The organism is Pseudomonas sp. PvP089, assembly GCF_017875165.1.
Lineage (GTDB): Bacteria > Pseudomonadota > Gammaproteobacteria > Pseudomonadales > Pseudomonadaceae > Aquipseudomonas > Aquipseudomonas fortuita.
In genome coordinates this window covers 1,729,561-1,755,786 of sequence record NZ_JAGGME010000001.1, presented here as the reverse complement: position 1 = coordinate 1,755,786, position 26,226 = coordinate 1,729,561, and the positions used below count along the sequence as shown (strand labels likewise).

Sequence of the window (26,226 nt, the reverse complement as noted above, 5' to 3'; positions counted from 1 at the left end):
TGGCACTTTTCTCCTGAACGGCCATCAGGAAACCCTTTCCTTCCACGCTTCGTATCTGGCAAGAAGCGGCTGGACACTCAACCCATGCAGCAGAATACTCAACGCCACCACTGACAGCACCAGGTTGATGCTCTGCGCGGCCAACGTGGGAAGCAGCCCATGATTGAGGGCATAGAACAGGTAGTAGAAGCTACCGATACCTCGGATACCAAACCACCCCAAAAGCCCACGCTGGCGGATATCCAGCACTCCCCGAGCCGGAAACAGCAGGATACTGATGGGGCGAATGACAAAAAACAAAGCGCCGGCCACCAGCACTGCCCGCCAGTCCCAATGCTCAATGAGCACTACCCCGAGCAGGGTCACCAGAAACACTTCCATTGCCCGTTCGATCAGGCTACCGAAAGCCAGCATGTCACCCAACATGATCCCCGCTGCTACCTGCGAGTCGTCGAGCCCTTTCAAATCGCCTTTGACGGCTAGCTCCGGCGCCACGTGCTGGTGACCCACCACAGGCTGTACCAGATGTTCAGAAGCCGGTTCTTCTGGGCTATTGGCGGTCTGCACCTCCGCCTGCCGTAAACCGAGGCCCGCAGCGAACACCGCGAGGAACCCATAGGCCTGTATCGACTCGGCGCTCACGTATGCCAACGCAATCAGGGCAAGGGCCAGATAGTCATTGGGCGAGACGGTGCTGTCGTCGTTGCGCAGACGCAAGAACAGCGTGAGCTTGCCCAGGCCGCGCCCCATCCAGTAGCCAAGCAACAGGCCTGCGATTACTGCCCACAGCATGTCCTTGAACAACCAGTCACTGAACCAGGCCTGGCCATTGTCCTGTTGCAGGAACAGTCCAAGCATGACGAAGGGAAACGCCACGCCGTCGTTAAGCCCTGCCTCACCCGACAAGCTGAAACGGACAAGATCATCGTCTTGGGCATCAACCACCTGCACCAGAGTTGCGAGCACGGGGTCAGTGGGTGCGAGGATCGCCCCGATTAGTAGCGAGACTCCCCACCCCAAGTTCAGGCCGTGATGCAGCACCAGCGTTACCCCACCGATGCAGATCAACATCACTGGCCCTGCTAGAAAAAAGGCGCTGCACCAACGGCGGTTGTGCAAGGGCAGGCGCAATTTCAAACCACTGAAGAACAGCGAAAACAACACCGCGACTTCTGTAAGGTGCTCCATCCATCCGCTCGACTTGCTCACGTCCAGCTGAAGAAAACCTAGCCCCGATGTACCCAGGCCGATACCCAGGGCAAGGCACACTACAGACGAGGTCACAGGGATCCAGCGCAGGTAGGAGGATGAGAGTGCGAGCAGCAGCAAGACTGCGCCCAGCGTGGCGAACCAGACGATGAAGGTCATCTGCGCAGAAGCCTTGGGAAAGTTTTCGAGTATTTTTTTGACTTTCCGGCACGCCACGTCGTTCCGCTGCGCTTAGTGGGTTCACCCAATACCTGAGGTAAATGTAAAAAAAGATTTCAGCGCTCCGCTGCGGTCAAACCCTATGGATCGCAATGGAGATGACGTCATGAAATTCGCCCAGTTCTGCCAATGGCTCGCCAACCACGCCGGTAAACCGAGCACCTTTTTGATCGCCGTGGTGTTGATCGCCATGTGGGCTGCATCTGGGCCCTGGTTTCACTACAACGATACCTGGCAACTTATCGTCAACACGTCGACCACCATCATCACATTCCTGATGGTTTTCCTGATTCAGAACACCCAGAACCGGGATAACGACATCATCCACGTGAAGCTCGACGAACTGATCCGCGCTACGAAATCTGCGGAGCAGTCGGTATTGGATCTCGAAGCGCTCGATAACCGGGAAATCCATAAACTTCGCAAGGAATATCAGGCGATGGGCAGCGAATGTGATCCCCACCATCAGGCGCCTGCTGAGCATCACACGGACGATGGTGCTCGGGATAACCTGCAGCGCTAGAGTCCTTGTTGGTCGAGCGGCGGGAGAGTTGAAGGTAAATTTGCAGGGTGAAGCGCCTGGCTAATAGCTTGAGCGAGCTCGTCTATCGACCACGGTTTGAAGAGGTAGGTAACGGGTGGCGTCACCTGAGAAGCATCAAGCTGGTAGCCAGAAGTCAGAATGGCGGGTAGTCCAGGCCACCTTTCGTGTGCCATGGAGATGAACTCCATACCTTTGATGCTTCCCGGAACACCATGGTCGACAACGATCAACGAGCAGTCGCTCTTAAGTCCCATCAAGTGAATCAAGGCATCTTCTGAGTTATCGAACGCATCGCAGGTGGCGCCCAACTCGATCAGGATGTCCACCAACAGGGTCTGAAGCGTTGGATCGTCTTCTACCACAATTACCGTCTTACCTGACAGCGACAAACCCTCGATGTCGAGCTTCATCACCTGCTCCAGTCCATGGTTAGATTTTCGAGTGTTTCACTCATCCGGACATGCGTCGATGGGGGCTAAAGGCCACCCATGCTCAATGGCCTTCCAACTTCGTCAAATGGGCCAAGCCTTCACGCATGAAAATCTCCACGGTCTTTGGGCCTACGCCCTCGAAACTCAGTAGCCAGCGCTTGAATCCCTCAGCATTTGATTCTTCCTGCAGTGCCTCAAGTTGAGCAGCAAGTTCCACTTCTACCTTGTTGCCAAGATCATGCAGTCGTCGGGCAGTGGATTCATCGTAGCGCGCATAGCCGGCCTGCCCGAGCAGTCTGACCAGTGTGGAATGAGAAGTCTGGGCAAGCTTAATCGGCGTACCCAGGCCCTGCTGATCGACAAGCATCCGGTACGCCTGCACTGCTACGGTGGCGCGGATGCGCTTCCCCATGAGAAAGCTGGCCAACAACCATCTGAACACGCCAAGGGCATCCGTGACCTCAATGCCGAGGTCACAGGCAGTTATAGTCTTCAACCTTTACTACGGCGCGGATCAGCAGATCGTGGGTAGGTGCGTTCCTCTTCGATAGTGCCATCCGCTTTATGGATCTTCACCGACGCCGTCTTGCCATCAAAGAAATCCGCAAGGGCGCTGACGAGCTCGTGCTTCGTCGACGCTCGTTTGGAGGCGCGTTCAGCACCGGCTTCCTTCAATTCCCATCCTTCTGATGTCGGGCTGAGGTGGTAATTGTCCATCGTGTGCTCCTCTTGGTTAAATGGCTTCGCCGTCATCCTGGATGTCTTCCTCTGCCTCGGCTGCCTCCGTTGCATCAGCGTCATTGAGTGGCGGCGACGTGGGCTTTTCCGGATCGTTAATGAAGGGCACGTCGCTTGGCCCTTTTTCTTCGGAGCCTTCGGTTTTCGGCTGCATGGCAATACCTCAAAGCAGATGGATCGGGGCGCCGGGCTTCAAGTACCTTCAGCAACCCCCGAGAATTTTTTGACTTCGATAGGTTGCGCTACGAATTCAGGGCCATCGCCGGCGAGCCGCCACTTCACCTTAGCGATGCCATAGCGCTCGGCCATCGGTCGACTGACCAACTTGATTTTCTGCTGACTGAATCTTGGGATGATGCCAACGCCGGCATCGCAACTGGCCCAGTGCCAAGCCACGGCGTTGTCCATTTTCTCCAAGCGGATGATGAACGTCCGATGGTCACCGTGCAGGTCATACTCGATTACGTACAATTGAAGTGCTGGCACAAGATCCGCTCCCTAGTTCATACGCTATTGAGCAAGCCGTAGAAGAGATAATTCCATTGGATTGCCAGGGGGCATGCACATCGCTCATGGATGGAAAATGTGCCAACTGCGTAAATTCAACGCGGTTCGTGAATCGGGCACCCATTGTGCGTAGCGCGAAACTGCGCTGACATTTCGTATGAGGGCCTGCGCACCCGCATGATGCCTCCCAGGGGACGATGCGCAGCCAACCCATGCCAGGGGCTGAATGCCATGCCATCATCGATGTCGCGTACCTTTTCATCATCCCAGGCGGCCTGCGGTTCGACCTCTACCCTGGCAACTGTCACGTAGGGGCTCAACGCTTCCGACCATTTCACTGATGCGTCCTCGATGGCCATCTTCTCGATGTCAGTGGCCAGCTGCACACGCAGCTCCCAGATGCCGCCGTTCTGCCTGAAAAACGCCTCTACGGCATGGCGAAGCCCGTCCGGGTCGCCCTTCAGCTCCACTTTGAGATCAGTCAACTCGGTTAGCGAGGGCGACACAGGAACAATGGCCAGCTTGGCGTAATAAGGGCCGTAGAGGATCGGCACCACCGTGGTGAAGGTCTCGCCCAGAATATGCGTCTGGGGATGGCCACCGAGGCTCTTCAGCGTAGCGCTTTCGCCGCCCACCGATTCGACCAGCGATTCCACTCCCCGCAGTGCGGCTGACAGTGCCTTCTTCATGCCTGGTGCCTTGTCCGTCGTCTTCGCGAGCATCTTCAGCGTTTTCAGGAACGCCTTGGGCGTTGCCGAGGTGAAGGCTTTGGCATTCTCGGTGACGAAGTCCTGGGTCACCTGCCCCTCACTGCCAGGTAGGCGGGAGCCTTCGACACCCACGATCTTCAGTGCCAAGCCCCTCGGGGTCGATACCTTGTCATCGAGCACATCCCCTGGGTTGGTGGAAAACCGCAGAAAGGCCGGCAGCGTAGCGGGCTTGGCAAAGGCACCTTGTGCCAGTTCCGCTGGCAGTCCTTCGAGGATGGTCACTTTCCCGCGCAGCAATCCGTGTCCCTTGGCATGGACACTGCGGTTGGCGTGGCCGTTGTCCTTGAACGTGGTTTCCATGATCTGCCGTAGGGTTTCAGCCAGCTCCCTGCTCGTCTCGGCTTCGTCATCCGGAATTTGCTCGAAAGAGGGCTGGAAGCGCAGCGGCATAATTGCAACGGGTGTATCCGGTTGGTTATTCATCAGGATTCTCCGGCTGCCTCAAGGGCACTGATTGGCGTTAACGCATGCTTGCGCTCTATTTGGCGAGGTCAGTTTTCAGGCGCTGACCCGCATAGGCCTGTGCGTCCTCAGCCTTCTTCACGACGGCGGCAGTGCCGAAGAACTCGTGCGTCACGCCGTCGTAGACTTTGCGATCTACCGCCACACCTGCTGTGCGTAGCGCCTGCTCCAACTGGGCGCCATCGTCGCGCAGCGGATCGATTTCCGCGTTGATGATGGTCACCGGAGGCAAGCCATGCAGGTCAGCCTTGACGAGGTTGATACGTGGATCCTGGACATCGGCAGGCGAACTGGTGACTTGGCCGATGAACCACAGCATCATCGGACGATTCAGCGGCATGGCATCGGCGTACTTGAGGTAGGAAGCGGTATCGGTGCTCGACTGCGCAACCGGATACACCGAAAGGACGTGTTTCGGTGCTGTCAGGCCAGCATCTCGGGCGCCCATTGCAGTAGCGACGGCGAGGTTGCCGCCTGCGCTTTCGCCGGCCAATGCCAGGCGCTCTGGATCCCCGCCAACGGAGGCGGCGTTTCTTGCCAGCCAACGGTAAGCCGCCAGGGCATCGTCATGCGCAGCGGGGAATTTGTGCTCAGGAGCCAAGCGGTAATCGACCGATACCACCACGGCATCGGCTTGCTTGGCCAACCCGCGTGCGCCGCCATCGTAAACTTTCCGATCTGCTATCACCCAACCGCCGCCGTGGAAGAACAGCACCGCTGGGAGAGGGCCATTGCCTGGCGGCGTATACACCGTGGCCGGCATGGAGCCTGACGGGCTGGGTATCGAGATTTCCCGCGTGGTGACGCCGGGCACCAATGACTCGGGGCTCGAACTGCGTTTCTGATCTTCCAGCACGCCCTTCACAGCATCGGCCATGGTCGGCTGCTGACGGGCCTCCTGAGGCGTGGTCTTCTCGATGGCCTTGGCATCGAAGCTGGCAAACTTGTTCAGCAGCTTCTGCATGTCGGAATCCGTGCGCAAAAGACTTTTGGTGCCACTCACAGCAAGCTCGGAGACCGAGCGCTTTTCAGGATCGCGGGCGCACCCGCCCAGCGCTATCGAGACCCCCAAGACCGAAACCGCAGCCACCCAATGGCACTTTTGCATAGGACACTCCCAAGGCGAGGGCGAAGGTTTCTTCGCCTGTCTTAAGCTCAGGGCGCCCTACTCCAATGGCGTTCAGCCAGTTCTTGAAATGTCGGACAGATGGGCATCCAGCATGAATTCGACCAGTGTTGCGGCGCAGGCCGTAATCCCCTCCAGAAGCACCATTTCGAAGCCATGGGTATTCTCGGTCGGTATAGCAATGCAACCAGCCCGGGCATCGATCCCGGCGCTCATCACCGCGCTTGCATCGGATGCAAAATCGACGAGCAATGCCGACTGGGGCTTAAAGCCGGCCTTTAGGCCAGCGGCGATCAGGCCCTGCACCACGGTGCGGCTGTAGTATCCCTTCTGGTCGCCGGTATTGATGATCGGGTTGGCCGAAAGCTCCGTGCCATATTCCTCAAGTACAGGGCCGACCTCGACAGCGATTGTAGTGTCGCCGGGCAGTCGGGAAGCTGCGTACATGGCGCCGGCATTCGACTCTTCCTCCAGCGTCGTAAGCACGAACCAAACGTCCTGCTTCAGTTTTCCTCGCCGTTCACTCAGCAGCTTCGCACAGAGAATGACAGCGCTCAGCGGAGCTCGGTCGTCGAGGAAGTGAGCGGCAATACAGTCATGTACCTTGAAGGGCTTACGCCAGTGCTGACTGAGCACGACTCGAGTACCAGGCCGAACGCCAAGTTGCTGGAGATCCGACTGGCTCTTGCGCGTGACGATATAGACATCTTTCCACTGAACATTTCCTGCCAGCACGTCTCTTCCATTCGAAGTACGACCGCTGTTGTGCATGGAACCGTAGGACAAAACACCCGGCAGGATGTGTTCATCGCCCAGGATATCGACAGGGCAGACACCGAAGCTTATCGGTTGCGAACCACCTAGAGCGAGCACCTCCAGGGTGCCGTTCTCCAGCACATTTTTGACGATCATCGCGATCTCATCGAGGTGGGCCATAACGCGTATGGCTGCCTCTGGGCTACCAGTGCGGCCCCCACGAATCACCCCCACCACATTGCCAGCAGGGTCGATGTGCGTGTCATCACAGAATAGGCGCAGCTCGCGCAGACAAATGGCCCGTACTTCATCTTCTTGTCCGCCCGGCCCTCGGGCGTTGAGGAGCTCGGTCAGTAATGCCTCAGTCGTCAAAACGTTACCTCCATGTTTGCACGCAAACGTGTTCAGGCCAGTTGGATGTAAACCGAGTAGCTACCCAATAACACCCAGAACACCAGAAAGATCCACGGCGTCCGTAGCGAGAACAGCAATGACTTTCGATGCCCTGCACGCGAGGTTTCCGCCTCACAGAACAGCGGCGACTCGTCGTAAGCCAACCCCATCAATGGCTCGCTGCGCAGCAGGTGGCTCTGCTTGAACTGCCAGTGATCGATGATGTTGTACGCCGCCCGGATGCCAGGCCAGGCGTTGAGCGAACTCAGTACCCCGAGCAAGGCGAGGAACGCGGGCACGATGAGGGTGAACATCTCGCCCCACCCTTGATTGAGGTTTCCCATGGATGAGACGAAAGCGATGACCAGGAATGACTGCGCCGCCAGGTAGGCATCCGTACGGTTGGCCAGGATGCTGGTTTCGTACTGGATCTCACGCCGGTAAAAATCCAGACGCTCCTTGGGAGAGCCAAACATCCTGGCATTGTGCTCGCTGATCTCGTGCTCAGGGGTCGCTGGGGTAATGATTCGAGACACTCGCTACTCCGGGAATTGGGCTCCGAGCGAAGAGATGAGACTGGAGCTGAGTCCGGTAGAACAGGCGATGGGGCATGGAATTCAATTGGATTGATATTCCGCACCGCTCGTCGTACCAACCGCAGATTGAAACCAACACGCGCAGGCCAGGCTTTTCGAACCGGTATGAACGTTCTCAACTGCAGGAGCTTCTACCATGCGCGACTTCCCTACCCCACCCTTCCCTTCGCAGCCTCAAAATGTCCCCGGCTCACAACGCAAGATGGAGCCTTACCCGGATTGTGGTGAGCAGTCGTATACCGGCCACAATCGACTCGAAGGCAAGATTGCCCTTATCACCGGAGCAGACAGCGGCATCGGGCGGGCAGTGGCGATTGCCTATGCCCGTGAAGGCGCCGACGTCGCTATCGCTTATCTGAATGAGCATGACGACGCGCAAGAAACCGCGCGCTGGGTTGAGTCCGCAGGCCGTCAATGCCTGTTGTTGCCCGGAGACCTGGCGCAGAAACAGCACTGCTACGACATCGTCGAAAAGACCGTCAGCCAGTTCGGGCGTATCGACATCCTGGTCAACAACGCGGCGTTCCAGATGTCCCACGAGACCTTGGAAGAGATCGACGATGATGAATGGGTGAAAACCTTCGATACCAACATCACCGCCATCTTCCGGATTTGCCAGGCGGCCCTGCCTTCCATGCCCAAGGGCAGTTCGATCATCAATACGAGCTCGGTCAATTCCGACGATCCATCCCCCAGCCTGCTGGCCTACGCCACGACCAAGGGGGCCATTGCCAACTTCACTGCTGGCCTGGCTCAGCTGCTAGGCAAGAAAGGCATTCGGGTCAACAGCGTTGCGCCAGGGCCTATCTGGACGCCTCTAATTCCTTCCACCATGCCAGATGAAGCGGTCAAGAACTTCGGTTCGAAAACACCACTGGGACGTCCTGGTCAACCGGTGGAGGTCGCGCCGATCTACGTGCTGCTGGGCTCCGACGAGGCCAGTTATATAAGTGGCTCACGTTACGCAGTGACTGGGGGCAAACCGATCCTTTAGCGAAAAGAGGCTCGCCGAGTTGGCGAGCCTCAAACCGTTTTGCGTGGCAGTTTCAGCGTTTGTGCTGATCGTGATCACGGGCCGTTTTTTGCGCTGTCGAGTCATGTGATGTGCCGGTGGATCCATCCGGACGATGAGCATCGTTGTCTCGCTCCTCTTCCCCATGCGGCCTTGTCTGCGCACCTTCTTTTTGCCTGTCGCTCACTTTCTGCATGTTGCTCTCCTCCCATTGCCTTTGAACAAGGGAAGCCAATCCACGGGGCAAAGTTCAGGTCAGTGACACTTCAGGAGATGGGCGGGCAACAGGGGCGATGAACCAATTACCCCAGGCTCGCGTCCACCGCAAAACAAGCGAGTCGATTCTGGAATGGAAAACGACCCTGTACTGGCCGCCCTCGGCTATCTCAAAAACAACAAACTGATTTTGACCACCGCAGAATCGTGCACTGCGGGCTGCATGGTGGCTTTGTTGGCCGCGGTACCGGGTACAGGAGAGGTGCTGGAAAGCGGCTACGTCGTCTACTCACCCAGCGCCAAGAAACGCCTGCTGGGGGTCAGCGCCGAAACCATCGAACGATACGGCCTGACCAGCGAAGCAGTAGCTTGGGAAATGGCCTTGGGCGCCTTGAGAGACAGCGATGCAAATGTTGTGATCGCCACCACCGGGGTAGCCGGGCCGGCGCCCGAATCCGGGATACCACCGGGGACGATGTGCTTTGCGTGGGCTTTCGCCGGCGAGCCAAATGCCGTTTTCACGCGCACTCAACGTTTCTTCGGCGAGCGGTCTGAGGTCATGCGCCAAGGTGCCCTGTTCGGGTTGACCCGGCTTTCCTACTATCACCAGCGCTGGTTACGCGGTGAGCGCGCCTGAGGGCTGTGGTCATGTCGGAAGATGAATTGGTATCCAGACGTCACCCTGTTCAAGAAAATATGCCGATGCAGCAGCGCGTCTGGCGCTTCGAGCGCGTGGGGTGGTACGTGCTCGTGGCCATCGTATTGCTTGCCTTGGCAGGCCTCTTCGGTAATGGCCCGCTGAGCGATGCCGAGGTGGTGAGCCAGGATGGCCGGGTACGGGTCGAGTACCAGCGCCTCAGCCGAAGTGGCACGACAGACAGCCTTTTCATCACCGTTCAGGGTATCTCCGGTCAGCCGGTGGAGGTGCAACTTGAGGGATCGTTGCTTCGTAACGCCAGTATCGAGACGTTGCAACCGCAGCCGCAACTGTCGATGTCCCATGGCCAGGCCATGCTGTTCCAACTGGGTACTGGGCAAGATGGCTTGGCCACCTTGTACCTGACCCTTAGAAGTGATCACGTGGGCACTCTGGAGGGTAGCGTCAGGGCTGGCCCCCAAAGCGCCGTTCACTTTTCCACATTTCTTTACCCCTAGGAGTGCGTCATGGATTCGATCCTCCGCGCAGCCGGGATGTACGTCGCCCTCATGCTGCTGTTTCGCGTAGCCGGGCGGCGCTCACTGGCCGACCTGACGACTTTCGACTTCGTCTTGCTACTGATCATTGGGGAAGCCACCCAGCAGGCACTTCTGGGCGAGGATTTTTCATTCACCAATGCCATGCTGGTGATTGCCACGCTGATCGTTTTGGACGTCGGCCTTTCGCTCGCGAAGCTCAACTCCAAGCCCTTGGCCAGGTTTCTGGATGGGCACGCTACCCTGGTTGTTGAGAATGGACGTTTTCTGCATCACCGCATGCGTCGGGCACGCCTCACGGAGGACGATATCCTTGAGTCAGCGCGGGACAGCCAAGGCATCGAGAACATAGAGCATGTCAAGTTCGCCATCGTCGAACGCAATGGAAAGATTTCGATCATTCCTGCTGAGTGAGACACCAGGTAGCCAGTGGTAGAGCCCAGGCCCGATTAAAGTGCCAATATCGCCTGGCTATGGTCGATGGTAGGGATGGGCATCAATTCGCGCCGAGATACCAGCCAGGCCCGCATCCGCTCGGTATCAAAAATCTGACCCTCTTCCATCATCACCAGAATGAGCGCCTGGGACATTCGGTAACAGCCGCATTGAGAACAGTGTCGCTCTTCCCAGCCACTGGTGCATTCGACGGACTCAGCTTGCCCCGCGCAAATCAGACAACTCATGTAAGCCCCCTTTTGTTCTTGTTCCCTGCAGGGTAAATGCGAGGGGACGAAGCGCCCTTTTGTCTCGCTTTACATGAGATATCCATGCCAATCCTAAATTCCCTCTATTTGGGCGGCGCTCACACAAGACGAACCAGACGCCAGATAGCCCTGTCGGAATCAGAACACGTGATCTCGAAGGCATACCGATGGAAAGAGAACCGGTAGAAGCTCAACAGGGTGCACCTCAGCGTGATGAGGGTGGATGGTTGCCCCTGGAGCAGTATGGTGCGCTCGGCGATGGGCGCTCTGTGGCACTGATTGGTCTGGACGGTTCCATCGACTGGTGGTGTGTGCCGCACATGGATTCACCTCCCCTATTCGACAAGCTGCTGGCCCCTCAGACTGGAGGCTTCTTTTCCATTACCCCTAGCGAGGCATTCGTTGCTGAGCGCCGCTACCTGGCAGACAGCAACGTCCTTGAGACAATCTTCATTACCAGTCAGGGTCGTGCCCGGCTGACGGAATCCTTGAACAGTGGCCCTGCTGGACGCCTGCCTTGGGCCGAACTCGCCAGACGCATCGAAGGTATCGAGGGTAAGGTCGACTTCGACATCGCCATCGACTTCGGAACCCAAGCCGACACGGTAAGCCCCTACGTGGCGCCGAATGACAATGCCTGCGTTTTTCATGCGGGCCGAATACTCGGCATGTTCCTGCACGACCATCAGGTGCACATCGAACGCAAGGATGACATGGGCGTGCGTGCTGTCCTTAGCCTTGCAGCAGGACAACGCTCAGTGGTCGCAATCATCGCAGGACGAGATGAGCCCCTGGTGGTGCCCCCATTGGCCTTGATCGATGAACGCATCGACGGCTCGCATCGGGAGTGGTGCCAATGGTCGAAGGGGCTGGTCTACGACGGCCCGTACCAGACCCAGGTCATCAGAAATGCGCTGGCCCTCAAGCTGCTGCTGTCCTCTCCAAGTGGCTCGATCATGGCGGCAGCGACCTCATCCCTTCCCGAACGGATTGGCGGCAGCAAAAACTACGATTACCGCTTCGCCTGGATACGCGACGCTGGCTACACCATCGAAGCATTTCTGGGCATCGGCGCGCAGCCAGAAGCAAAAGCTGCATTCACTTGGCTGCTGCGCCGGCTGGATGAACATGGGCCACGGGTGTTTTATACCCTCGATGGTGCAATCGGTGATTGCGTGCGCCCGGTCGACCTGCCTGGCTACAAGAACTCCCCTCCAGTCGTCGGCAATGATGCCCGCGACCAACTTCAACACGGCGTCTTCGGCGATATCTTCGAAACAGCGCGCTGTTTCATTGACAGCGGCAATATTCTTGATTCCCCGAGCGCCATGCTCCTCTCAGGCCTTGCCGACCAATGCGCAGACTGTTGGCGTCAGCAGGACGCCGGTATCTGGGAGTTGCCGGAAAAACAGCATTACACGATGTCTAAAATCAGCTGTTGGCAAGCCTTGAGCCGGGCCATCGAATTGGCCGATGGCGGTCACCTTCCCACTACATGCCGGGAACGCTGGGATCGCGAGCGACAGCGCATCCAGCAATGGATCGAGGCGCACTGCTGGAGCGAAGAGCGTCAGGCATACCTGTTCTATCCAGGCAGCGACCGACTGGACGCTTCACTGGCACTGGCCGTCAGGTTCGGTTACCCCAGCCAGGAACGTCTACGCAGCACGCTGGAAGCCATTGATCATGATCTGGGGGCCGGCGCTTTCCATTATCGCTACACCGATGCACAGGAAGAGGAAGGTTGCTTCCTGGCCTGCACATTCTGGCTTATCGAAGCCTGGGCCATTCTGGATAACCAGGATCGCGCCGAAGCCGCCTATGCAGACGCTTTGCAAGGGCTGTCACACGGTGTAGGCATCTACTCGGAGATGATCGATCCGCAGACTGGACAATATCTGGGAAACCTTCCGCAGGGCCTGACTCACCTGGCAGCCCTCAAGGCCGCAATGGCCATCGGGGGCTGCCATCCCGAACGATGACGCCAGACATCATCTGCGTTGAACCGTCTCGCTTGGCGGCCACTCAACCACAGGCAAGTTTTCCATTCTTTCAATCCGTGATGAGGTAACGCCATGAACGCTATCGACTTACTGATTCAAGACCACAAGTTGGTAAAGAAGCTGCTCGAAGAGCTGTCGACCACCACCGAGCGAGCAGTGAAAAAACGGGCCGATCTACTCCACAGGATCGAGCAGGAGCTGCAGATTCACACCGCGCTCGAAGAAGAAATTCTCTATCCGGCCATCAAGGAAGCGGGTGGCAAGGAAGAAGCGAAGATGTACTACGAGGCCAAGGAAGAACACCGGACTGTTGACTCCCTCGTCCTACCCGACCTCCTGCATACCGAAACCGGCACCGTCGAATTCGCCGGGCGGGTCAAGGTCATGAAAGAGTTGTTGGAGCATCACATCGAGGAAGAAGAAGGCGAGCTGTTCCCCACGGCGAAGAAGCTGCTCAGCAAGGACATCCTTGAGGAGCTGGGGCGAACCATGGAAATGCAGAAAAAGATGCTCAAGGGCGAGAAGCGAGCGGCTTAGTCAAGCGATCACCTGCCAGCGCTCAGAACGCTGGCAGGTGATTAGTTTCAGATATCCCATCATCAGTTGGAAAGTTTCATGGAATATTGGATCGGGTTACTTGAATGGCCTGCCATGGTGATGACCGTACTGGCAGCCTGGTGCATCGGTTCGCGCCGTCCGGGTAGAAGGAAGATAGGATTCTGCTGTTTCATCGCAAGCAACGTGCTGTGGGCTGTGTGGGGCTGGCAAGCACAAGCCTGGGCTCTGATCATCCTGCAGTTTTGCCTTTGCGCCATGAATCTGCGAGGGTGGCGGAAGAACACACAACTGGAAATTGCCGGGTGATAACGCCCTGACAAGCCGGTGAGGCTAGCTTCTAAAGCATGCAGATCTCCCTTCTCGCCAAGCTTCCTTCCCTGGAAGCAGTGAGAGCGGATCACGCAGCAGGCTTGAGCACCACTTTCGTCCAACCATCATCCCGCGCATCGAAATGCTTGTAGGCATCTGGGCCTTCGGCCAATTTCAAACGATGGGAAATGATCTGCGAGGGCTTGGCGCGCCCATGATGGATGAGCTCTGCCAGGCGGCGATTGTAGGCCTTCACATTCGCCTGGCCTGTCCGGATCTGCTGGCCCTTGAACCAGAACGCACCGAAGTCGAAGGCCATCTTGCCTTCCTTCGCCAGTTCGTTTTTCGCTCCAGGATCTTCTGGCACGAACACACCAACCACGCCAATGCCGCCTGTGGCCTTGGTTGAAGCGACCAGGTTGTTCATGGTGAGGTAGTTCGCTTCATGGCCATGCTTGTCGCAGCACTGGTAGCCCACGCACTCACATCCCCGGTCGGTGCCTTTGCCATGGGTCAGGTTCATGATCTCTTCCACGGCCTTCTGCTCGACTGCGTTGATTGGGGTTGCCCCCAGCTGCGCGGCAAGTTGCAGACGATCCGGTTGGTTGTCGATGACGAACACCTGAGATGCACCTTTGATGATTGCCGAATGGGCGGCCATCAGGCCGACAGGCCCTGCGCCGTAAATCGCAATGCTTTCACCCGGTAGCAAACCGGCAAGCTCTGTTGCATGCCAACCTGTAGGGAAGATATCCGAGAGCATGACGTAGTCATCCTCACGCTCTTGGGCATCTTCCGGTAGTACCAGGCAGTTGAAATCCGCATAGGGCACGCGCAGCAATTCGGCCTGCCCGCCCTGATACGGGCCCATCTCGGCAAAACCGTAAGCGGCGCCCGCAGCACCAGGATTCGCTGTAAGGCAGAACCCAGTGAGGCCTTTTTCACAGTTCTCACAGAATCCACAGCCAATATTGAAGGGTAAGCAGACACGGTCACCGACTTTGACCCTGTCGACCCCTGCCCCCACCTCGATCACCTCACCGAGATTTTCGTGACCAAAGACTCTCCCGGCTTCAAACGAGGTGCGGCCCTCGTACATGTGCAAATCAGAACCGCAGATGTTGGTCGTGGTAATGCGTACCAGCACGTCCGTAGGCTTTTCAATTTTTGCGTCTGGTACATCCTTGACCGCGACGTCACGTGGGCCGTTGTACACGATGGCTTTCATGCTGAACTCCCAAAGTCAGGGGCGACGGAAATGCGCCCTACCTTTTTCAGGTAATCGCTGAGCCTCAGGTGTTCACCACAGTCTGTCGCAGCTCGGATCGGTGGTACTAATCATCGTTGCTCTATGATTTCGCGTCCTTGTATGTAGCGAATGAGGAAGACCTGATGAGGCAAGGATGCGACATCGTGGAGCGGTATTTTGGGCTTGTGCAGATCCAGCTCTGCAGCTCCATTCCCATGTGGAGGAACTAGATGACGGAGCCAAGCTCGATGTTCAGGTTCGGCTTTCCCGCACAGGGGACACCCAGTTGTTCATCGGGATCTACGAGCGCTCGGGCTTGGCTAGGATTGAGGAAGCCTATGCAAAAAGGCCTGGTGAATACGTAACTAGGGCCATGGCGCGGGGCGCTGGCCGGGGTCGTGCCCTGGCTCTATCCGCCCAAGAACCGAAGCAGCACGTGGGGTAGGAGGACGAGACAATGGCTGATCAGCTAGCCCAGTTGGACGCTGAAGATCGCGTTCCTAGATCAGGTAGCTGCCGAACTGGAGCGCCAGGTTGGGCCCAGCCCTGTCACTCGAACTTTGGTCATCGCCTGGCTCACCGAGTGGGTGAAGAAATCGGGCGAATTGAAACCCGATTCCCCACAACTGCCTCAATCTCTCAAAGCGGCTTATGTCACCTGGACTCATCAAGCCGTGGATCGCTGAGAGGAAATTGCTACCCACGGCTTCCAGCTGCTTGTTCAAGCAAGCCGTTGCGAAGGCTGGTTGCGCTCGGTAGCGAGGCACCTCGCACGTCCCCCCAGACCAAGGCACGCGTCATCGACTCTCCTGGACGCGTGTCGAAGGCTTCTTCATGCAGTGCCATACCGCTGCCGGCATACACGCCTATGAACAATTTGCGTGCTGCCTGTTCGCGACAACCGCACACCCTCCGCGCCGCCAAAACAACACCAAGGAGATGGCGGGCATGAAGATCGATATCCAGGTCGACGAACACGGATCAGGCTGCAAAATGATCATTGACGGCCATCCAGTTTCGTTCGCGAATGCAGTTGAAGCTGAGGCCTATGTTGCCCGGCTGCAAGAGCGGCTGCAGGCTGCTCAACATGCCTTCGTAACATCTGCAGAAACTTCAGCTTGAGCAGCATCCGAACCAAATCTATAGGCATTCAGGAGTTACGCGAGCGACAGTATCCATCCCAGGACTGCGAGTGTAGCGATTGAGAAGGTCACTGAGGATGGCAGGCAGATCCGCGCCATAGGCCGCCACAGCGGCCTCCCAAACGAGATGCTCAGTGTCCCGGGCCGCTGGGTAATTCCACTCAAAGAATGACAAACTGTGCTTACTCGATAACCGGGCTGATCATCAATATATCGAGTAAGGACTGAGCGTGCACTGGTGCATAGCGCCCGCTAGGCTCCAGATTTCAAAGCTTGGTACCAGCTATGGTAAGGCGAGTTGGTGACCAGCTTGCGGTTGTAATCGGGCGCACCATCGCTCCACCAAACTGGCCCGCGCTCACCCAAGGCAACTTTCGCCTGGTCAACCTGTTGCCTGGCTCTCAGAAGCTGGTCAGGATCATTGGCTGCCTTTGCCAGCTTCACTGCACGTCGAGCGTCCATCAATGCGTCGACCAGTTGCTGCCGGTGCTCAACGGTGAGCGTGGGATCGCTGCATCGCCATAGGCGCCCCCTCACCACGAAATAGCGTCCATCGGGAGTCTGAGGGTGCTCAGCCATGCTCAGTGGCGAACAAGGGGTTGATGCCCCAAGGCTGCGAGCTGGTAGTCGCTGATTGACTGGAACAGCTGTTCTGCTGCCAATCTTAGCCGCTCGACTTCGCAATCAGGCTCGCCTGTGTCTTGGGCTTGGTGATAGCGCTTCATGGCCTCAACGGCTTCTTGCACAGCGGGAGAGTCGGGCATAAGCATTGAATCCAGATTTCGCTTCATTTGCGCTCCTCGTGCATTGCATGAGTGATACAACAGGGTAGCGCGTACGGGTGCTGCACACCCTAATTTCATGATCCCCACCTTGGCCAAAGTAGGTGGCCTAGCGCGTCGTTTACCTGGCTTGACGGGGGCAGTGGCAGATGCCAATTTAACATCAAGGCGAGGGGTCAAGGAGTGATGCGTGAAGATCACAATCAATGTGTTCTTGCTCAAGGAAGGGCGAACCATCCAGGACGCGCTTTCCGACGAGGTCAACCTACGACCAATCGCGTTCGCGTTAGGTGATGTTGAATGCCTCTTCTATCACCAGAAAAACCCTTCCCATCCAAAGTGGACGCAGCTCTTCGGCGCTGTTCCAGAAGTAGCGGGCCTTGATCTGACCGGCAGATCGCTCAAAGCGCTGCTCGTCCTGGCAATTAGAGGCAGGGTTTTTTGCTTCACTTTTGGCCATGCCAGGCACCTGATTGATCCTCTCGCGATTGAGCGCTACTTCGGGCTACGCACCGCGCTCAGCCTTACGGATCCACTGCTGATCAAGTCTGTGGAGAAATCCAACATTGACCGCACTCCGTTACGCTCAAAGGCGCAGTCGTCGAGGCTGTTGTCGATAACCGAATTCGACTTCAAGTTCGATTCGGAGATCCTCAAGTCGCTGACCGGGATCGTGGAGAACGATCAAGATGAAGGCGAGTACGTCAGCGGCTCGGACTCATTGGCCTTACATTCCGACGTCAAGCTTGAAGACTTCCCAGAAATCGCGCTTCGTTTGTTGACGGCTTACGAAGATGATCACTGCAAGGAAAAATATCCCTGGATGGACTTCATCGTCCCGGTGCGAGATGCGGCACTCGAAGGACATTTAGATCGTGTGCTCGTGGAAGCGATGAATGCCGAGCGGTTTGACTGCGTCCGCGCAGCTGCACCTGAAATGCTCGGAAATGATGTCAGCGGCTTTAGCTATGTCAAACGTAGTGCGCGTTCGCACAATGGCCCAGTGATCTCATTTGACCTGGATCTTAGACAAGCGCTGCTCGCCAAGCACTTACTGGGCGGCGTCACCCGCCCAGCGCTGGATTCTGAGCGCATCTACCTCTACGGGGCTGACGAGCAACGACTTGCCACCTGGCCTTTGTACATGTGTCTTGAGGCGGAAATTGAGCACGAAGGCAAAATCTACCTACTCAGCGAAGGTGACTGGTATCAGATCGATCGCGACTATACCGAGCAAGTGAATCGCTTTTTTGAGGCTGCAACTCCGTGCAACCTGGAGTTCCCCTCCTATCGCACTGACCACGAAGGCGCCTACCTGAGGCGCATTGCCGATAACGTAAATTTCTATCTGCTCGACCAGAAGCTGGTAAGACTTACAGGCGCAGGCGGCCCGTTCGAGTTCTGTGATTTGCTCACACCGGATCACCACATCATCCACGTCAAAAAGTACTCGTCGTCTAGCGTGCTCAGCCACCTCTTCTCTCAGGCTTACGTGTCTGCTGAGGCTCTGATCAACTCCCCGGACGTTGTTACCCAGGTGAACGCACACCTCGCAGATCTGGGAGGGTTCCAATTCGCTTTCAACCCAGGCACACAGCCGCGCAACAAAATCGTGTTCGCCATCATGCAACCCAATGCAGAACTGCACATGCCGTTTTTCTCGAAGGTGAACTTCAGGCAATTTGCACAAAGGCTTGGTGCGATGGGCTACCAGGTCGAGGTGTGCCGAATTGGCAATTAACTCGCTGACGTTTACCCAAAACAATGCCTAGATTGTTTGTTGTGATGACACGAGCATTGATTGCCCTACGTCGCATTGTTGTTTGCAGCTGTACTAATCCCTTCTCGATGAAGGGCAATCGCTCCCCCTTGAGAGTCGAGGGATTGATGATATTGATGAGCTTACCAGGCCTGGTTGACCTACATAGCTTGTGGGTCTACCTGACCTGGTTGGCTTGCCCCTCGGCTGGAGTGACGGCTCAGCGACGACGGTCTGTTGTGCCTTGACGGTTAACAGGAGGCTCCTCAGCGCGCCGTTGGTATTCAGTTGTAGGCGGCGGTGGCGGAACACGCGTTTGCTCGCTATTGCTTGGTTTCTTCTGGTCGGTCACGCAATTAGCTCCCTCAAGGTGACTAGAACAGCGAGCGCTGCGAAGGCACCCGCTCCGATAGTGATTTCCTGGTATGCGAGATCCAGGGGCTTGGTCTTCTCCGCTACGGTGACCTTAAGCGCCTCAAGCGTATCGATGTAGCAGTTGTAGATGTGCTTCTTCTGCCCTTCGTCATCCACGGCAATCAAATACTCGCCAGTGGCGCGGGAGGACGGGAGGTTCGGGTAGTCCTTGATGCGAAGTGCGCTCAGGGCGTGCCCCCACGCACAGGCAATGGCGAACGCAGCCACGATGAAGGCAATGAAGGTCAGGATGGCCAGCGGCGATCCAAGCTGAAAAATGACCCCGTTCTTGAGGCCTGCGATTGCGCTGAGGCCTGCAATTAGAATCGAGACCGCCGTGAAGAATCGCGCGCTCTTGTTCTCGACGTGATTGAAGCGGTCTTGCTCATCCTTGAACCTGTCTTTCAGGTAGGAAATGGTTTCGTCCATAAGACCATCCAAAGATTGCTGGCAGTGCGTCGTGCGGCAAGGCTTGGCTGTGATGGCTAGCTGTAGCGATCGCACATGCGGGAGTGGCACTATGATAGCGCCTCCAGCGCCCTGCTGGGCACCCTGCGCCTACAGAAAGGATCCTACCGGTGAGCATCAGCCTCTATCGCACCCAAGTGGAGCAGCATCAACGCACCATCGCCAGGCTACAGGGCGACAAAGTAAAGAAGGTCAAGGCGGCGGCGAATGCCGGCAAGAAAAGCGCCGATGCAAGCGCCGCAGCCAGCAAGACCTCTTCCGCTAGTACGGTGAAATCTAAGCTACGTGATGCCCAACGCTACCAGAGCGAACAGACCAAAGCGCTTTCTGATGTCAGCCAACTAGAGAAGAAGATCCTCGAAGCTCAGAAGCGGCTAGCCCAGAGTGAACAGCGTCTGGCCCAGGCGCTCAAGCGTGAACAGCAGCGCCTGGATGCTGCACAGGAGCAGCGCTTGAGGGAGATCAACGATGGATTGACCCGTCATGAAGAACTGCACGATCAAACTGCCAGAGAGATCGAGAAGCTAAAAGCACTGCCTGAGAAAATCACGGTGGTGTTCTTCGCAGCTGACCCCGGTAGCGATAAAAGCAACAGGCTACTGCTGGATGAGGAAGCGCGTCTGATTGGCGAGAAGATCAGGGCATCCGCACATCGGGACGTGCTTGAATTTCATACCCGCTGGGCGGTTAGGCCCATGGATGTGTTCCAAGCCATAAACGAGCTTAAACCGACCATTGTCCACTTCAGCGGCCACGGCACAAGTGCTGACACGCTGGTACTCCAGGATGACCAGGGGAACGCAAAGCATGTCCCACTGGAGGGTATCGTGAGCGCCATGGCAATCGGCTCCGACAACCTGAAGCTCGTCTTCTTCAACACCTGTTTTTCGTTTAACCAAGCCGCAGCATGTATCCGGCACGTACCAGCAGCGATAGGCATGAACCGCGATGTTGGCGATCTGCCCGCTCGCTTCTTCGCTGCACAGTTCTACTCAGCTATCGGATTTGGTCACTCTATCCACCGAGCGTTCAACCAAGCGAAAGCTCTGGTGGCAATGGAGTTTCCTGGTGAGGAAGCCATACCTGAAGTGTACGAACAGGACGACGAATCTCTGGTTCTGGTCAGGCCTCCTGCTGCGTGATCGCACCCTACCCTGCTGCCCTCTGCGTATGTTTTTCTTGGCTCTCCAGGAGGGCTAGCTGGGGTGTCTTTGCTTGCAAAGCTCGTGGGCAAAGCACCCGAAGAGGTAGTAGTAGTGAGTAGATAGTATGCGGTGATTTGGTAATTTGACGGGGACAAAAGGGGTTTATGGGGGCTCGGGTTGAGGGGGTTTGGGGTGTTTGGGTAGGGGGAGAGTAGGAATATTGGGTGAATAGTATTGGATGGGGTATCGGTGATAATTGCACTACTTGTTTCATCAGGCTTTCCAGCCAACACCAAGAAGCGATTAGCAGCCCCACAACAAACTGTCGAGAAAAGCAAATATTTGCTCTACTATCGCAATGCTCTGGCTTCTTAAACACGATGGGCCCAGCATCTGGCATTTACGTGTGCCCATTTGGGTCTGAGTTTAGGTCTGAAGCACACCGAAAGGAAGTTAGCTCTCAATAGATTTTTCGTTCTATTCAATAATTCAATTAGAAGCAATCCTGCACCTCGATAGTAAAGTGCAGCGCTGCATGAGTATAATTATTCAATCCACCTTGCTTAGCTGTTGATCTTCTCCCATTTCTTTGCCAACTCGAAGAATTTCGTGGACTGAGACTTTATTTCCTCGTGCCATTTCTGATCCGCCTCACAAGCCTCTTTCCCGATTACTACGGCGCCTATCGTGTCCACTGCTTGGCGCTGTCGCCCAAGAACCCCACCCTTATCAGCCTCCTCGGACAGGTACTTGATCTTAGCCACCCTGGAAGTCAGCTCCATCCAAAGCTGTGCTTGTGGAATTCCTAGCATCAGAGCTACCTGCAGCGAATCCGACATCATTTGATGGCTCCACTTGCTCATGTAGGAAATCGCCAGCAAGCTAGACACCTCAGTCTCCCCTTGGAGCGTTTGGAGGTTGCCCTCAATATCACCAATTTTTAGCTCATCAAATTCTGCCAGAGATCGTGAATGACCGAAAATCTCTGCTTTTTGGAAGCTTTCAACGTGTCCGGAAACCAGCGAATTCAACAGTTTTTTGGCTTTTCGCTCAGCGTTGACCCTTGGCATCCACTGTACCAAGACATAAAAAATATAGCCGCTTATCAAGCCAGTAAGGGTATCGCCAGCTATATCTTCGAAGGCATCTGATTGGAAAAAATCGATCCAGGTTTTCCAGCCCGGCCCTTTCATAAAAGCCGGGACGTCCAGCTTCACCTTCACCAACACAAGCAGTACAAAAGCCACCCCGAATGCGACCAGCAATGCCTTGTCCCGATATTTGTCCCACCAATCCAGCATTGCCGTTTCTTCCTTCACCCAAAGAAAAGGGCCCCGCAGGGCCCATTTGCACTCAAACTGACATGATACTGCCAGCCCAGCCGGATCAGCCAGCTCGCAGGATCTCACCTACCAGCACGCCCAAGTTTCGAGCGGCATCGATACCTCTGTGATACTGGCCTGACCACTCGATGCCCCAGTCTTCAACTGCAGGCCGGAGGGCCATTGCACGGCAGTTCAGCACTTTCCAGTGCCACTTTTTGGCGTTCGTGTGTGCCAGGCCGGCAAGCATGGGTTCGCAGATCTTCCGGTCGGCATCCATGGCTAATTGCTTGGCATCGTAATCACCCCAGGAGCACCACATTAGGCCTCACCTTTGAACGGCGCGAGGTAGTCCTCCAGCGATTGCCGAACCTCGTCATAGGTGCCAGCACTGCCCGGATGTGGGGGTTGAGGCATAGACCTTGAGAAGCGCTTGTAGGAATTGAAAGCCCCGGATCTTTCTCAGGCGGAATTTTCAGGCAGCTAGCCGTTTCACGGCAACGATCAACCAACACCTGCGTAGGTTGGGATGGCGCTGCGCGGTTTGCCGATCGTTTTCCATGATCAGTTAGAATGGGTGATCCAAGGACTCACGTACCCTAGGAATTCAGCTTGGGCTGTGCGGGATACCTTCCAGTGGTTGACCTGCCCGAGATTGTCCCGATGCTCCGCCGTTGTCACCACAAGTCGTCGCTCTGCACGTGATACGCCGACAAAAAATGTGCATCGGCTCTCATGGAGGTCACCGAAGTAGGCCTGACTTTCTACGCCAAGCAATACGACTGTGTCGAACTCCAAGCCTTTGCTCTTGTGCACGGTGAGTATTCGTATCGACTGGTCATTTGAGAGCTGAGCCAGCGCTTGAAGAAGGTCGGGTTCTCTGACCATGGCTTCGTCAATGTAGGTTTTGACGCTCTCGATGAGCTCGCGTAGATGCTCTCGGGACTGGTAATCATGAGACAGGCCGGCCAGTAACGTCTGCCCCACCATCGTCAGAAACTCTTCCAGGAGCTCCCACCGCTGAGCATACGTCTTGCCAACCATATCAGCCGCGGCCGACTTGCGCGCCTCTTTGACATAACGACTCCAATTGCTCTTGAGCTTACCGTCGGCGTCGTCCTCCGAAGGAATGATCCGGCGAGTTAGACGCGTCCAAGCCTTGGGCTCTCGCAGGCCATAGATACAAAGCAGGTAATCCACGATGACCTGGGCAATAGGCTCAGTGGAGATGTCCTGTGCCTTGTTTTCGTTCCGATAGCTGATACCCCAGCTCTCCAGCTCGGAAGTCAAACGCACGCAGTAGGCCTCGGGCTGAGCACGCGTAAGTATCGCGATCTTTGCGGGTGCGATTCCCTCAACGTTGACCCAATGCGAAATTCGCTCGGCGAGGTCACGGGCCTCATCTTCGCAATCGGCATAGCGCAGCAAATGAATCTCACCCCCTTGGCCAGTGAGCAAACTCCCAGGCATTTCCGATGCAGGATCGAGCACTTTGATGATGTCGTTCTGAAGCCTAAGCAGGTGAGGCAGTGACCGGAAGTTGCGGTAGATATTGAGGTGTCGCGCATCGAAGTCTTCGACGAACCTAGCGAACACACCATCCAAGGCACCCGCCCATCCCATGATCTTCTGCTTCACATCCCCTACCGCAGTCACGCGGCGACCAGACCCTACGAAGAGCCTAGTCACGAGCTTGTATTGTTCATCCGTGCAGTCCTGGAATTCGTCCAGGAAGACATCGCTGTACGTTTGGCGTATCGCGTTGATCGCCGGCGGATAGGCGTCAAGAATCTTGATGGCGAGTGGGATGAGTTCTTTGAACTCGGTCTGCACGGGATGAGCCTTGCCCTTGGCAACAACCTTGAAGCTCGGGTTCAGCGCATCGGTGCCTGTCAACACAGGTCGGAACCGCTCGACAATTCTCTTGGCCAAACCATGGAAGGTATAGCTGTCGAAGCGACCCGCATAAACGGCGCCGCACCGACGCCAAACACGTTCCTTCAGGTTATTGCTGGCATCAACTTTGAAGGCGATTGCCAAGATACGCTTTGGGTAACGGCATACACCGGTTGTGAGCAGGAAGTCGGCCCGCTGAGCGAGAAGTTCGGACTTCCCTGAGCCTGGGCCTGCCGTCAACGCTACACAGCGTATCTGCTCCCTTGCTGCGGTATCTGCATTAGGCTCAAGCACGATTCCGTCCGATGGCGTCCACTCCTCGACCCTGATCATTCGTGGAGCTCCCCAGCCATTTTGATCACATGCTTGACGAGCCGTTTGAGAGATGACGGCATGCCTTGCCGCAGGTCTTCATCCGTGAGCCTTGAGAGCGCCTCAATGTGCGATTTAGGCTTGCTATCTACCTTGAAGAGCTTGTGGTAGGCAGCGAAGTACTGTCGCTCAGAAACGCTGTACTGCTTCTCATCGTAGAAGCTGTCGCCCAAGACAGACCTGAGTTGGCCTACCTTCGGTGTCACAAGGTGCTTGGCCTCGATACCGAACGCTGCTGGAAAAGCGCAGAGCATGGCGAAATCCAAGTCCATAGGACTTGAGAAGAACACGTCATAAGGTTCCAGCCCTGCGATGTATGACGGGTATTCACGGCTCTTCTCAACCTTGAGAATCTTGTAGTCCTTGCTGTTCCATGCAGGAATTTCATCCAGCTTTTCCGCGGAGATGTAGCTCCGACTGGGCTGATGGAGATTGAGCTGTGTTGCCACATATTTGATCCTCCCCCACCCTCCGCCATGCCGCGCCACATCGAGATCCAGCAATGTCACGTAAGGAATCTTCAGCTCGCTCAGGAGACGCCAGAAGTGGTTCACGTGGCGGCCACCTAGCGGTGCAATGCACACCGCGGCCTCATCCACCATAAGTCCCTCTGCAGCGAGTAAACGAGGCAACACAATCTCCTCGCTATCACCCTCTCCTAGCACCACTAACCTTGAGAAATAGATTTCAGGAAACGCCTGAACGGCTTCTCTGACAAATTTGTAGGCTTCGCCATGCTTGTCCGGTGGCATCTTGATCCTGGTCACGACCGTGCAGCGTGACTCATCAAGTCTGAGGTAACGGATCTGCTCAGGTTCGACGCGTCGCAACATGGATGGAGCATGCGTCGCGATCATTGCCTGAGCGTCTGAATTTCCTCTACCGAGCACCAGATCCTTCAGTGACGATACGATCCGGCCCAGATAATGTGGGGACAGGCTGTTCTCGGGCTCTTCCAGAGCGATGAGGGTGAACACGGCAGGCTTGAGCTTATCCATGTCGAATGAGTCATCATCGCCTTTAAGCACTGCCCTTCCGATGGCCTGGGAGGTGAGCACCAAGGTCAGATAGAGCATCGATTTTTGCCCATCGCTCAGACGAGAGAAATCGACTTGCTGCTCGCCGTGGCCGGGGGTAAAGGATACCGAGAGATGCCTAAGCAATGCCTCGATTTCATGAGTGACGAACGTCAGGCTTGGGTCTTTAAAAAACTTACCTTTGTGTAGCCTGCCCCAGGCATTGGCGATCCCATCACCGAGGTTGATCACTGATGGGTTGGTGCTGAGGCTCTCGGAGATATCGGCGGACAGCTGGCTGATCTTTTCGCGCTGCTCCGCCCAGTTCACGGCCCGGAGTAAGCGACCAAGAAGCGCATTTGTCCCGTAGGTGATGTGTTCAGCCGGATCACGTCGCGCGGGCAAGTAGTGCACCTGGATCTGATTACGTTCATCGCGCGGTACCGGGGACGTAGCAACTGGATTGCCGTCTTCGTCGACTTCCGACACGTAGCGCAGGCTCTGCTCGATCTCATCGTCGAGCCCGAGCGAGGCATCCAGGCGGTAACGCACACGGGGCACACCGTTGATGTTATCCAACCGCATATGCCCAAAGTTGCACGGGATGGTCGGGTGTTCCTGGGTCTCGTCGGCGATCTCTGGGAAGTAGAAATCCGCCTCGATCCACAGCGTGCGCTCATCCGGCCTATGTTCTTCGTCATGCGCAACGAAGAAGTCAGACTTGCGCAGGCGTCGCTGATTAGGATCAATCGAGAACAGTCGGCAGAGCGCCTGCAGCGTTGCTGTTTTACCGGAACCGTTGGGGCCAATCAGGAACGTCAGTTTTCTGAAATCGACAGTGACCGGTTTCGCACCAAACGATTGAAAACCACACACGCGCATCTGCTTGAGTATCAACGCTCGAATCCCTTCTG

The 26,226-nt window shown here is 56.3% G+C and carries 32 protein-coding genes and 1 pseudogene; 12 read left to right on the top strand and 21 right to left on the bottom strand.

Going from position 1 to position 26,226, the window contains the following annotated elements; genetic code table 11:
- Window positions 1–24 precede the first annotated feature (24 nt).
- Window positions 25–1,368, bottom strand: a complete 1,344-nt coding sequence (locus J3A71_RS08120; RefSeq protein ID WP_209952819.1) for a cation:proton antiporter — start codon at window positions 1,366–1,368, stop codon at window positions 25–27.
- A 166-nt stretch (window positions 1,369–1,534) separates the two neighbouring features.
- On the opposite strand from J3A71_RS08120, the gene J3A71_RS08115 reads away from it, so the two are divergent.
- On the top strand, window positions 1,535–1,951 hold the full coding sequence (locus J3A71_RS08115; protein ID WP_054902862.1) for a low affinity iron permease family protein: 417 nt from the start codon (window positions 1,535–1,537) through the stop codon (window positions 1,949–1,951).
- On the opposite strand, the gene J3A71_RS08110 is transcribed toward J3A71_RS08115, so the two are convergent.
- From J3A71_RS08110 to J3A71_RS08070, 9 genes are all read right to left on the bottom strand, one after another.
- Window positions 1,948–2,382 carry a response regulator gene (locus tag J3A71_RS08110; RefSeq protein ID WP_054902863.1) on the bottom strand — a complete coding sequence of 145 codons (435 nt, stop codon included), beginning with the start codon at window positions 2,380–2,382 and terminating at the stop codon, window positions 1,948–1,950. The two genes, J3A71_RS08115 and J3A71_RS08110, sit on opposite strands and share 4 nt — an antisense overlap.
- An 82-nt stretch (window positions 2,383–2,464) precedes the next feature.
- On the bottom strand, window positions 2,465–2,899 hold the full coding sequence (locus J3A71_RS08105) for a hypothetical protein (RefSeq protein WP_054902864.1): 435 nt from the start codon (window positions 2,897–2,899) through the stop codon (window positions 2,465–2,467).
- On the bottom strand, window positions 2,896–3,120 hold the full coding sequence (locus J3A71_RS08100) for a DUF2188 domain-containing protein (protein ID WP_054902865.1): 225 nt from the start codon (window positions 3,118–3,120) through the stop codon (window positions 2,896–2,898). Before J3A71_RS08100 ends, J3A71_RS08105 begins: the two co-directional genes overlap by 4 nt.
- 16 nt (window positions 3,121–3,136) lie before the next feature.
- Window positions 3,137–3,295, bottom strand: coding sequence for a hypothetical protein (locus J3A71_RS08095; protein WP_172455977.1), 159 nt, complete (start codon window positions 3,293–3,295; stop codon window positions 3,137–3,139).
- A 38-nt stretch (window positions 3,296–3,333) separates the two neighbouring features.
- A complete protein-coding gene (locus J3A71_RS08090; protein ID WP_054902866.1) occupies window positions 3,334–3,627 on the bottom strand; it encodes a DUF6555 family protein in 294 nt (97 codons plus the stop codon).
- A 116-nt stretch (window positions 3,628–3,743) separates the two neighbouring features.
- Window positions 3,744–4,841 (bottom strand): catalase family protein, encoded by a 1,098-nt coding sequence (locus J3A71_RS08085; RefSeq protein ID WP_054902867.1) that lies wholly within the window; start codon window positions 4,839–4,841, stop codon window positions 3,744–3,746.
- 55 nt (window positions 4,842–4,896) lie between these two features.
- Window positions 4,897–5,844, bottom strand: a complete 948-nt coding sequence (locus J3A71_RS08080; protein ID WP_245353424.1) for an alpha/beta hydrolase — start codon at window positions 5,842–5,844, stop codon at window positions 4,897–4,899.
- A gap of 216 nt (window positions 5,845–6,060) precedes the next feature.
- Window positions 6,061–7,134, bottom strand: a complete 1,074-nt coding sequence (locus J3A71_RS08075; protein ID WP_060510440.1) for a peptidase M42 — start codon at window positions 7,132–7,134, stop codon at window positions 6,061–6,063.
- A 32-nt stretch (window positions 7,135–7,166) separates the two neighbouring features.
- The gene (locus tag J3A71_RS08070; protein WP_054902870.1) at window positions 7,167–7,691 is read right to left on the bottom strand and encodes a hypothetical protein; all 525 of its coding nucleotides are present in this window, start codon (window positions 7,689–7,691) and stop codon (window positions 7,167–7,169) included.
- A 196-nt stretch (window positions 7,692–7,887) separates the two neighbouring features.
- Here J3A71_RS08070 and J3A71_RS08065 point away from each other — a divergent pair, with 196 nt between their 5' ends.
- Window positions 7,888–8,745, top strand: a complete 858-nt coding sequence (locus J3A71_RS08065; protein ID WP_054902871.1) for an SDR family oxidoreductase — start codon at window positions 7,888–7,890, stop codon at window positions 8,743–8,745.
- 52 nt (window positions 8,746–8,797) lie between these two features.
- Here the strand turns inward: J3A71_RS08065 and J3A71_RS08060 are convergent, their stop codons facing one another.
- Window positions 8,798–8,959 (bottom strand): hypothetical protein, encoded by a 162-nt coding sequence (locus J3A71_RS08060; RefSeq protein WP_172455974.1) that lies wholly within the window; start codon window positions 8,957–8,959, stop codon window positions 8,798–8,800.
- Window positions 8,960–9,112: 153 nt separating this feature from the next.
- Between J3A71_RS08060 and J3A71_RS08055 the strand changes: the two genes are divergently transcribed.
- From J3A71_RS08055 to J3A71_RS08045, 3 genes are all read left to right on the top strand, one after another.
- Window positions 9,113–9,616, top strand: a complete 504-nt coding sequence (locus J3A71_RS08055) for a CinA family protein (RefSeq protein WP_054902872.1) — start codon at window positions 9,113–9,115, stop codon at window positions 9,614–9,616.
- Window positions 9,617–9,681: 65 nt separating this feature from the next.
- Complete coding sequence (locus tag J3A71_RS08050) at window positions 9,682–10,134, top strand: hypothetical protein (RefSeq protein WP_082422865.1); 453 nt, start codon at window positions 9,682–9,684, stop codon at window positions 10,132–10,134.
- A 9-nt stretch (window positions 10,135–10,143) separates the two neighbouring features.
- Window positions 10,144–10,587 carry a YetF domain-containing protein gene (locus J3A71_RS08045; protein WP_054902874.1) on the top strand — a complete coding sequence of 148 codons (444 nt, stop codon included), beginning with the start codon at window positions 10,144–10,146 and terminating at the stop codon, window positions 10,585–10,587.
- Window positions 10,588–10,622: 35 nt separating this feature from the next.
- Here J3A71_RS08045 and J3A71_RS08040 read toward each other — a convergent pair whose 3' ends face one another.
- Window positions 10,623–10,856, bottom strand: a complete 234-nt coding sequence (locus J3A71_RS08040) for a hypothetical protein (protein ID WP_146024565.1) — start codon at window positions 10,854–10,856, stop codon at window positions 10,623–10,625.
- 248 nt (window positions 10,857–11,104) lie between these two features.
- Between J3A71_RS08040 and J3A71_RS08035 the strand changes: the two genes are divergently transcribed.
- From J3A71_RS08035 to J3A71_RS08025, 3 genes are all read left to right on the top strand, one after another.
- Complete coding sequence (locus J3A71_RS08035; protein WP_082432303.1) at window positions 11,105–12,859, top strand: glycoside hydrolase family 15 protein; 1,755 nt, start codon at window positions 11,105–11,107, stop codon at window positions 12,857–12,859.
- A 93-nt stretch (window positions 12,860–12,952) separates the two neighbouring features.
- Entirely contained in the window at window positions 12,953–13,417 is a 465-nt protein-coding gene (locus tag J3A71_RS08030; protein ID WP_054903765.1) for a hemerythrin domain-containing protein, read from the top strand.
- A 78-nt stretch (window positions 13,418–13,495) separates the two neighbouring features.
- Window positions 13,496–13,744: a hypothetical protein gene (locus J3A71_RS08025; protein WP_016711391.1), complete on the top strand. Its 249-nt coding sequence runs from the start codon at window positions 13,496–13,498 to the stop codon at window positions 13,742–13,744.
- A 91-nt stretch (window positions 13,745–13,835) separates the two neighbouring features.
- On the opposite strand, the gene J3A71_RS08020 is transcribed toward J3A71_RS08025, so the two are convergent.
- Window positions 13,836–14,975 carry a glutathione-independent formaldehyde dehydrogenase gene (locus J3A71_RS08020; protein ID WP_014859200.1) on the bottom strand — a complete coding sequence of 380 codons (1,140 nt, stop codon included), beginning with the start codon at window positions 14,973–14,975 and terminating at the stop codon, window positions 13,836–13,838.
- Between the two features lie 175 nt (window positions 14,976–15,150).
- Between J3A71_RS08020 and J3A71_RS31335 the strand changes: the two genes are divergently transcribed.
- Window positions 15,151–15,441, top strand: coding sequence for a hypothetical protein (locus J3A71_RS31335; protein WP_054903766.1), 291 nt, complete (start codon window positions 15,151–15,153; stop codon window positions 15,439–15,441).
- Between the two features lie 276 nt (window positions 15,442–15,717).
- On the opposite strand, the pseudogene J3A71_RS31330 reads toward J3A71_RS31335, so the two are convergent.
- A pseudogene (locus J3A71_RS31330) lies at window positions 15,718–15,903 on the bottom strand (hypothetical protein); the annotation flags it as partial.
- A gap of 41 nt (window positions 15,904–15,944) precedes the next feature.
- On the opposite strand from J3A71_RS31330, the gene J3A71_RS08015 reads away from it, so the two are divergent.
- On the top strand, window positions 15,945–16,118 hold the full coding sequence (locus tag J3A71_RS08015) for a hypothetical protein (protein ID WP_156340891.1): 174 nt from the start codon (window positions 15,945–15,947) through the stop codon (window positions 16,116–16,118).
- A gap of 272 nt (window positions 16,119–16,390) precedes the next feature.
- On the opposite strand, the gene J3A71_RS31325 is transcribed toward J3A71_RS08015, so the two are convergent.
- Together J3A71_RS31325 and J3A71_RS08010 are read right to left on the bottom strand one after the other, a co-directional pair.
- Complete coding sequence (locus J3A71_RS31325) at window positions 16,391–16,717, bottom strand: hypothetical protein (RefSeq protein ID WP_054903769.1); 327 nt, start codon at window positions 16,715–16,717, stop codon at window positions 16,391–16,393.
- A gap of 2 nt (window positions 16,718–16,719) precedes the next feature.
- The gene (locus J3A71_RS08010; protein ID WP_054903770.1) at window positions 16,720–16,929 is read right to left on the bottom strand and encodes a hypothetical protein; all 210 of its coding nucleotides are present in this window, start codon (window positions 16,927–16,929) and stop codon (window positions 16,720–16,722) included.
- A 181-nt stretch (window positions 16,930–17,110) separates the two neighbouring features.
- Between J3A71_RS08010 and J3A71_RS08005 the strand changes: the two genes are divergently transcribed.
- The gene (locus J3A71_RS08005) at window positions 17,111–18,661 is read left to right on the top strand and encodes a TIGR04141 family sporadically distributed protein (RefSeq protein WP_060510436.1); all 1,551 of its coding nucleotides are present in this window, start codon (window positions 17,111–17,113) and stop codon (window positions 18,659–18,661) included.
- A gap of 366 nt (window positions 18,662–19,027) precedes the next feature.
- On the opposite strand, the gene J3A71_RS08000 is transcribed toward J3A71_RS08005, so the two are convergent.
- Entirely contained in the window at window positions 19,028–19,522 is a 495-nt protein-coding gene (locus J3A71_RS08000) for a hypothetical protein (RefSeq protein ID WP_054901947.1), read from the bottom strand.
- Window positions 19,523–19,671: 149 nt separating this feature from the next.
- On the opposite strand from J3A71_RS08000, the gene J3A71_RS07995 reads away from it, so the two are divergent.
- Window positions 19,672–20,703 (top strand): hypothetical protein, encoded by a 1,032-nt coding sequence (locus J3A71_RS07995; protein ID WP_054901948.1) that lies wholly within the window; start codon window positions 19,672–19,674, stop codon window positions 20,701–20,703.
- 566 nt (window positions 20,704–21,269) lie between these two features.
- On the opposite strand, the gene J3A71_RS07990 is transcribed toward J3A71_RS07995, so the two are convergent.
- The 4 genes from J3A71_RS07990 to J3A71_RS07975 form a co-directional block, all read right to left on the bottom strand.
- On the bottom strand, window positions 21,270–22,007 hold the full coding sequence (locus tag J3A71_RS07990; RefSeq protein WP_054901949.1) for a hypothetical protein: 738 nt from the start codon (window positions 22,005–22,007) through the stop codon (window positions 21,270–21,272).
- Window positions 22,008–22,092: 85 nt separating this feature from the next.
- Window positions 22,093–22,350 (bottom strand): hypothetical protein, encoded by a 258-nt coding sequence (locus J3A71_RS07985; protein WP_054901950.1) that lies wholly within the window; start codon window positions 22,348–22,350, stop codon window positions 22,093–22,095.
- 242 nt (window positions 22,351–22,592) lie between these two features.
- On the bottom strand, window positions 22,593–24,257 hold the full coding sequence (locus J3A71_RS07980; protein ID WP_054901951.1) for an ATP-dependent helicase: 1,665 nt from the start codon (window positions 24,255–24,257) through the stop codon (window positions 22,593–22,595).
- Window positions 24,254–26,209 (bottom strand): AAA family ATPase, encoded by a 1,956-nt coding sequence (locus J3A71_RS07975; protein WP_054901952.1) that lies wholly within the window; start codon window positions 26,207–26,209, stop codon window positions 24,254–24,256. The genes J3A71_RS07980 and J3A71_RS07975 overlap by 4 nt, the downstream gene beginning before the upstream one ends.
- Between the last annotated feature and the right edge of the window lie 17 nt (window positions 26,210–26,226).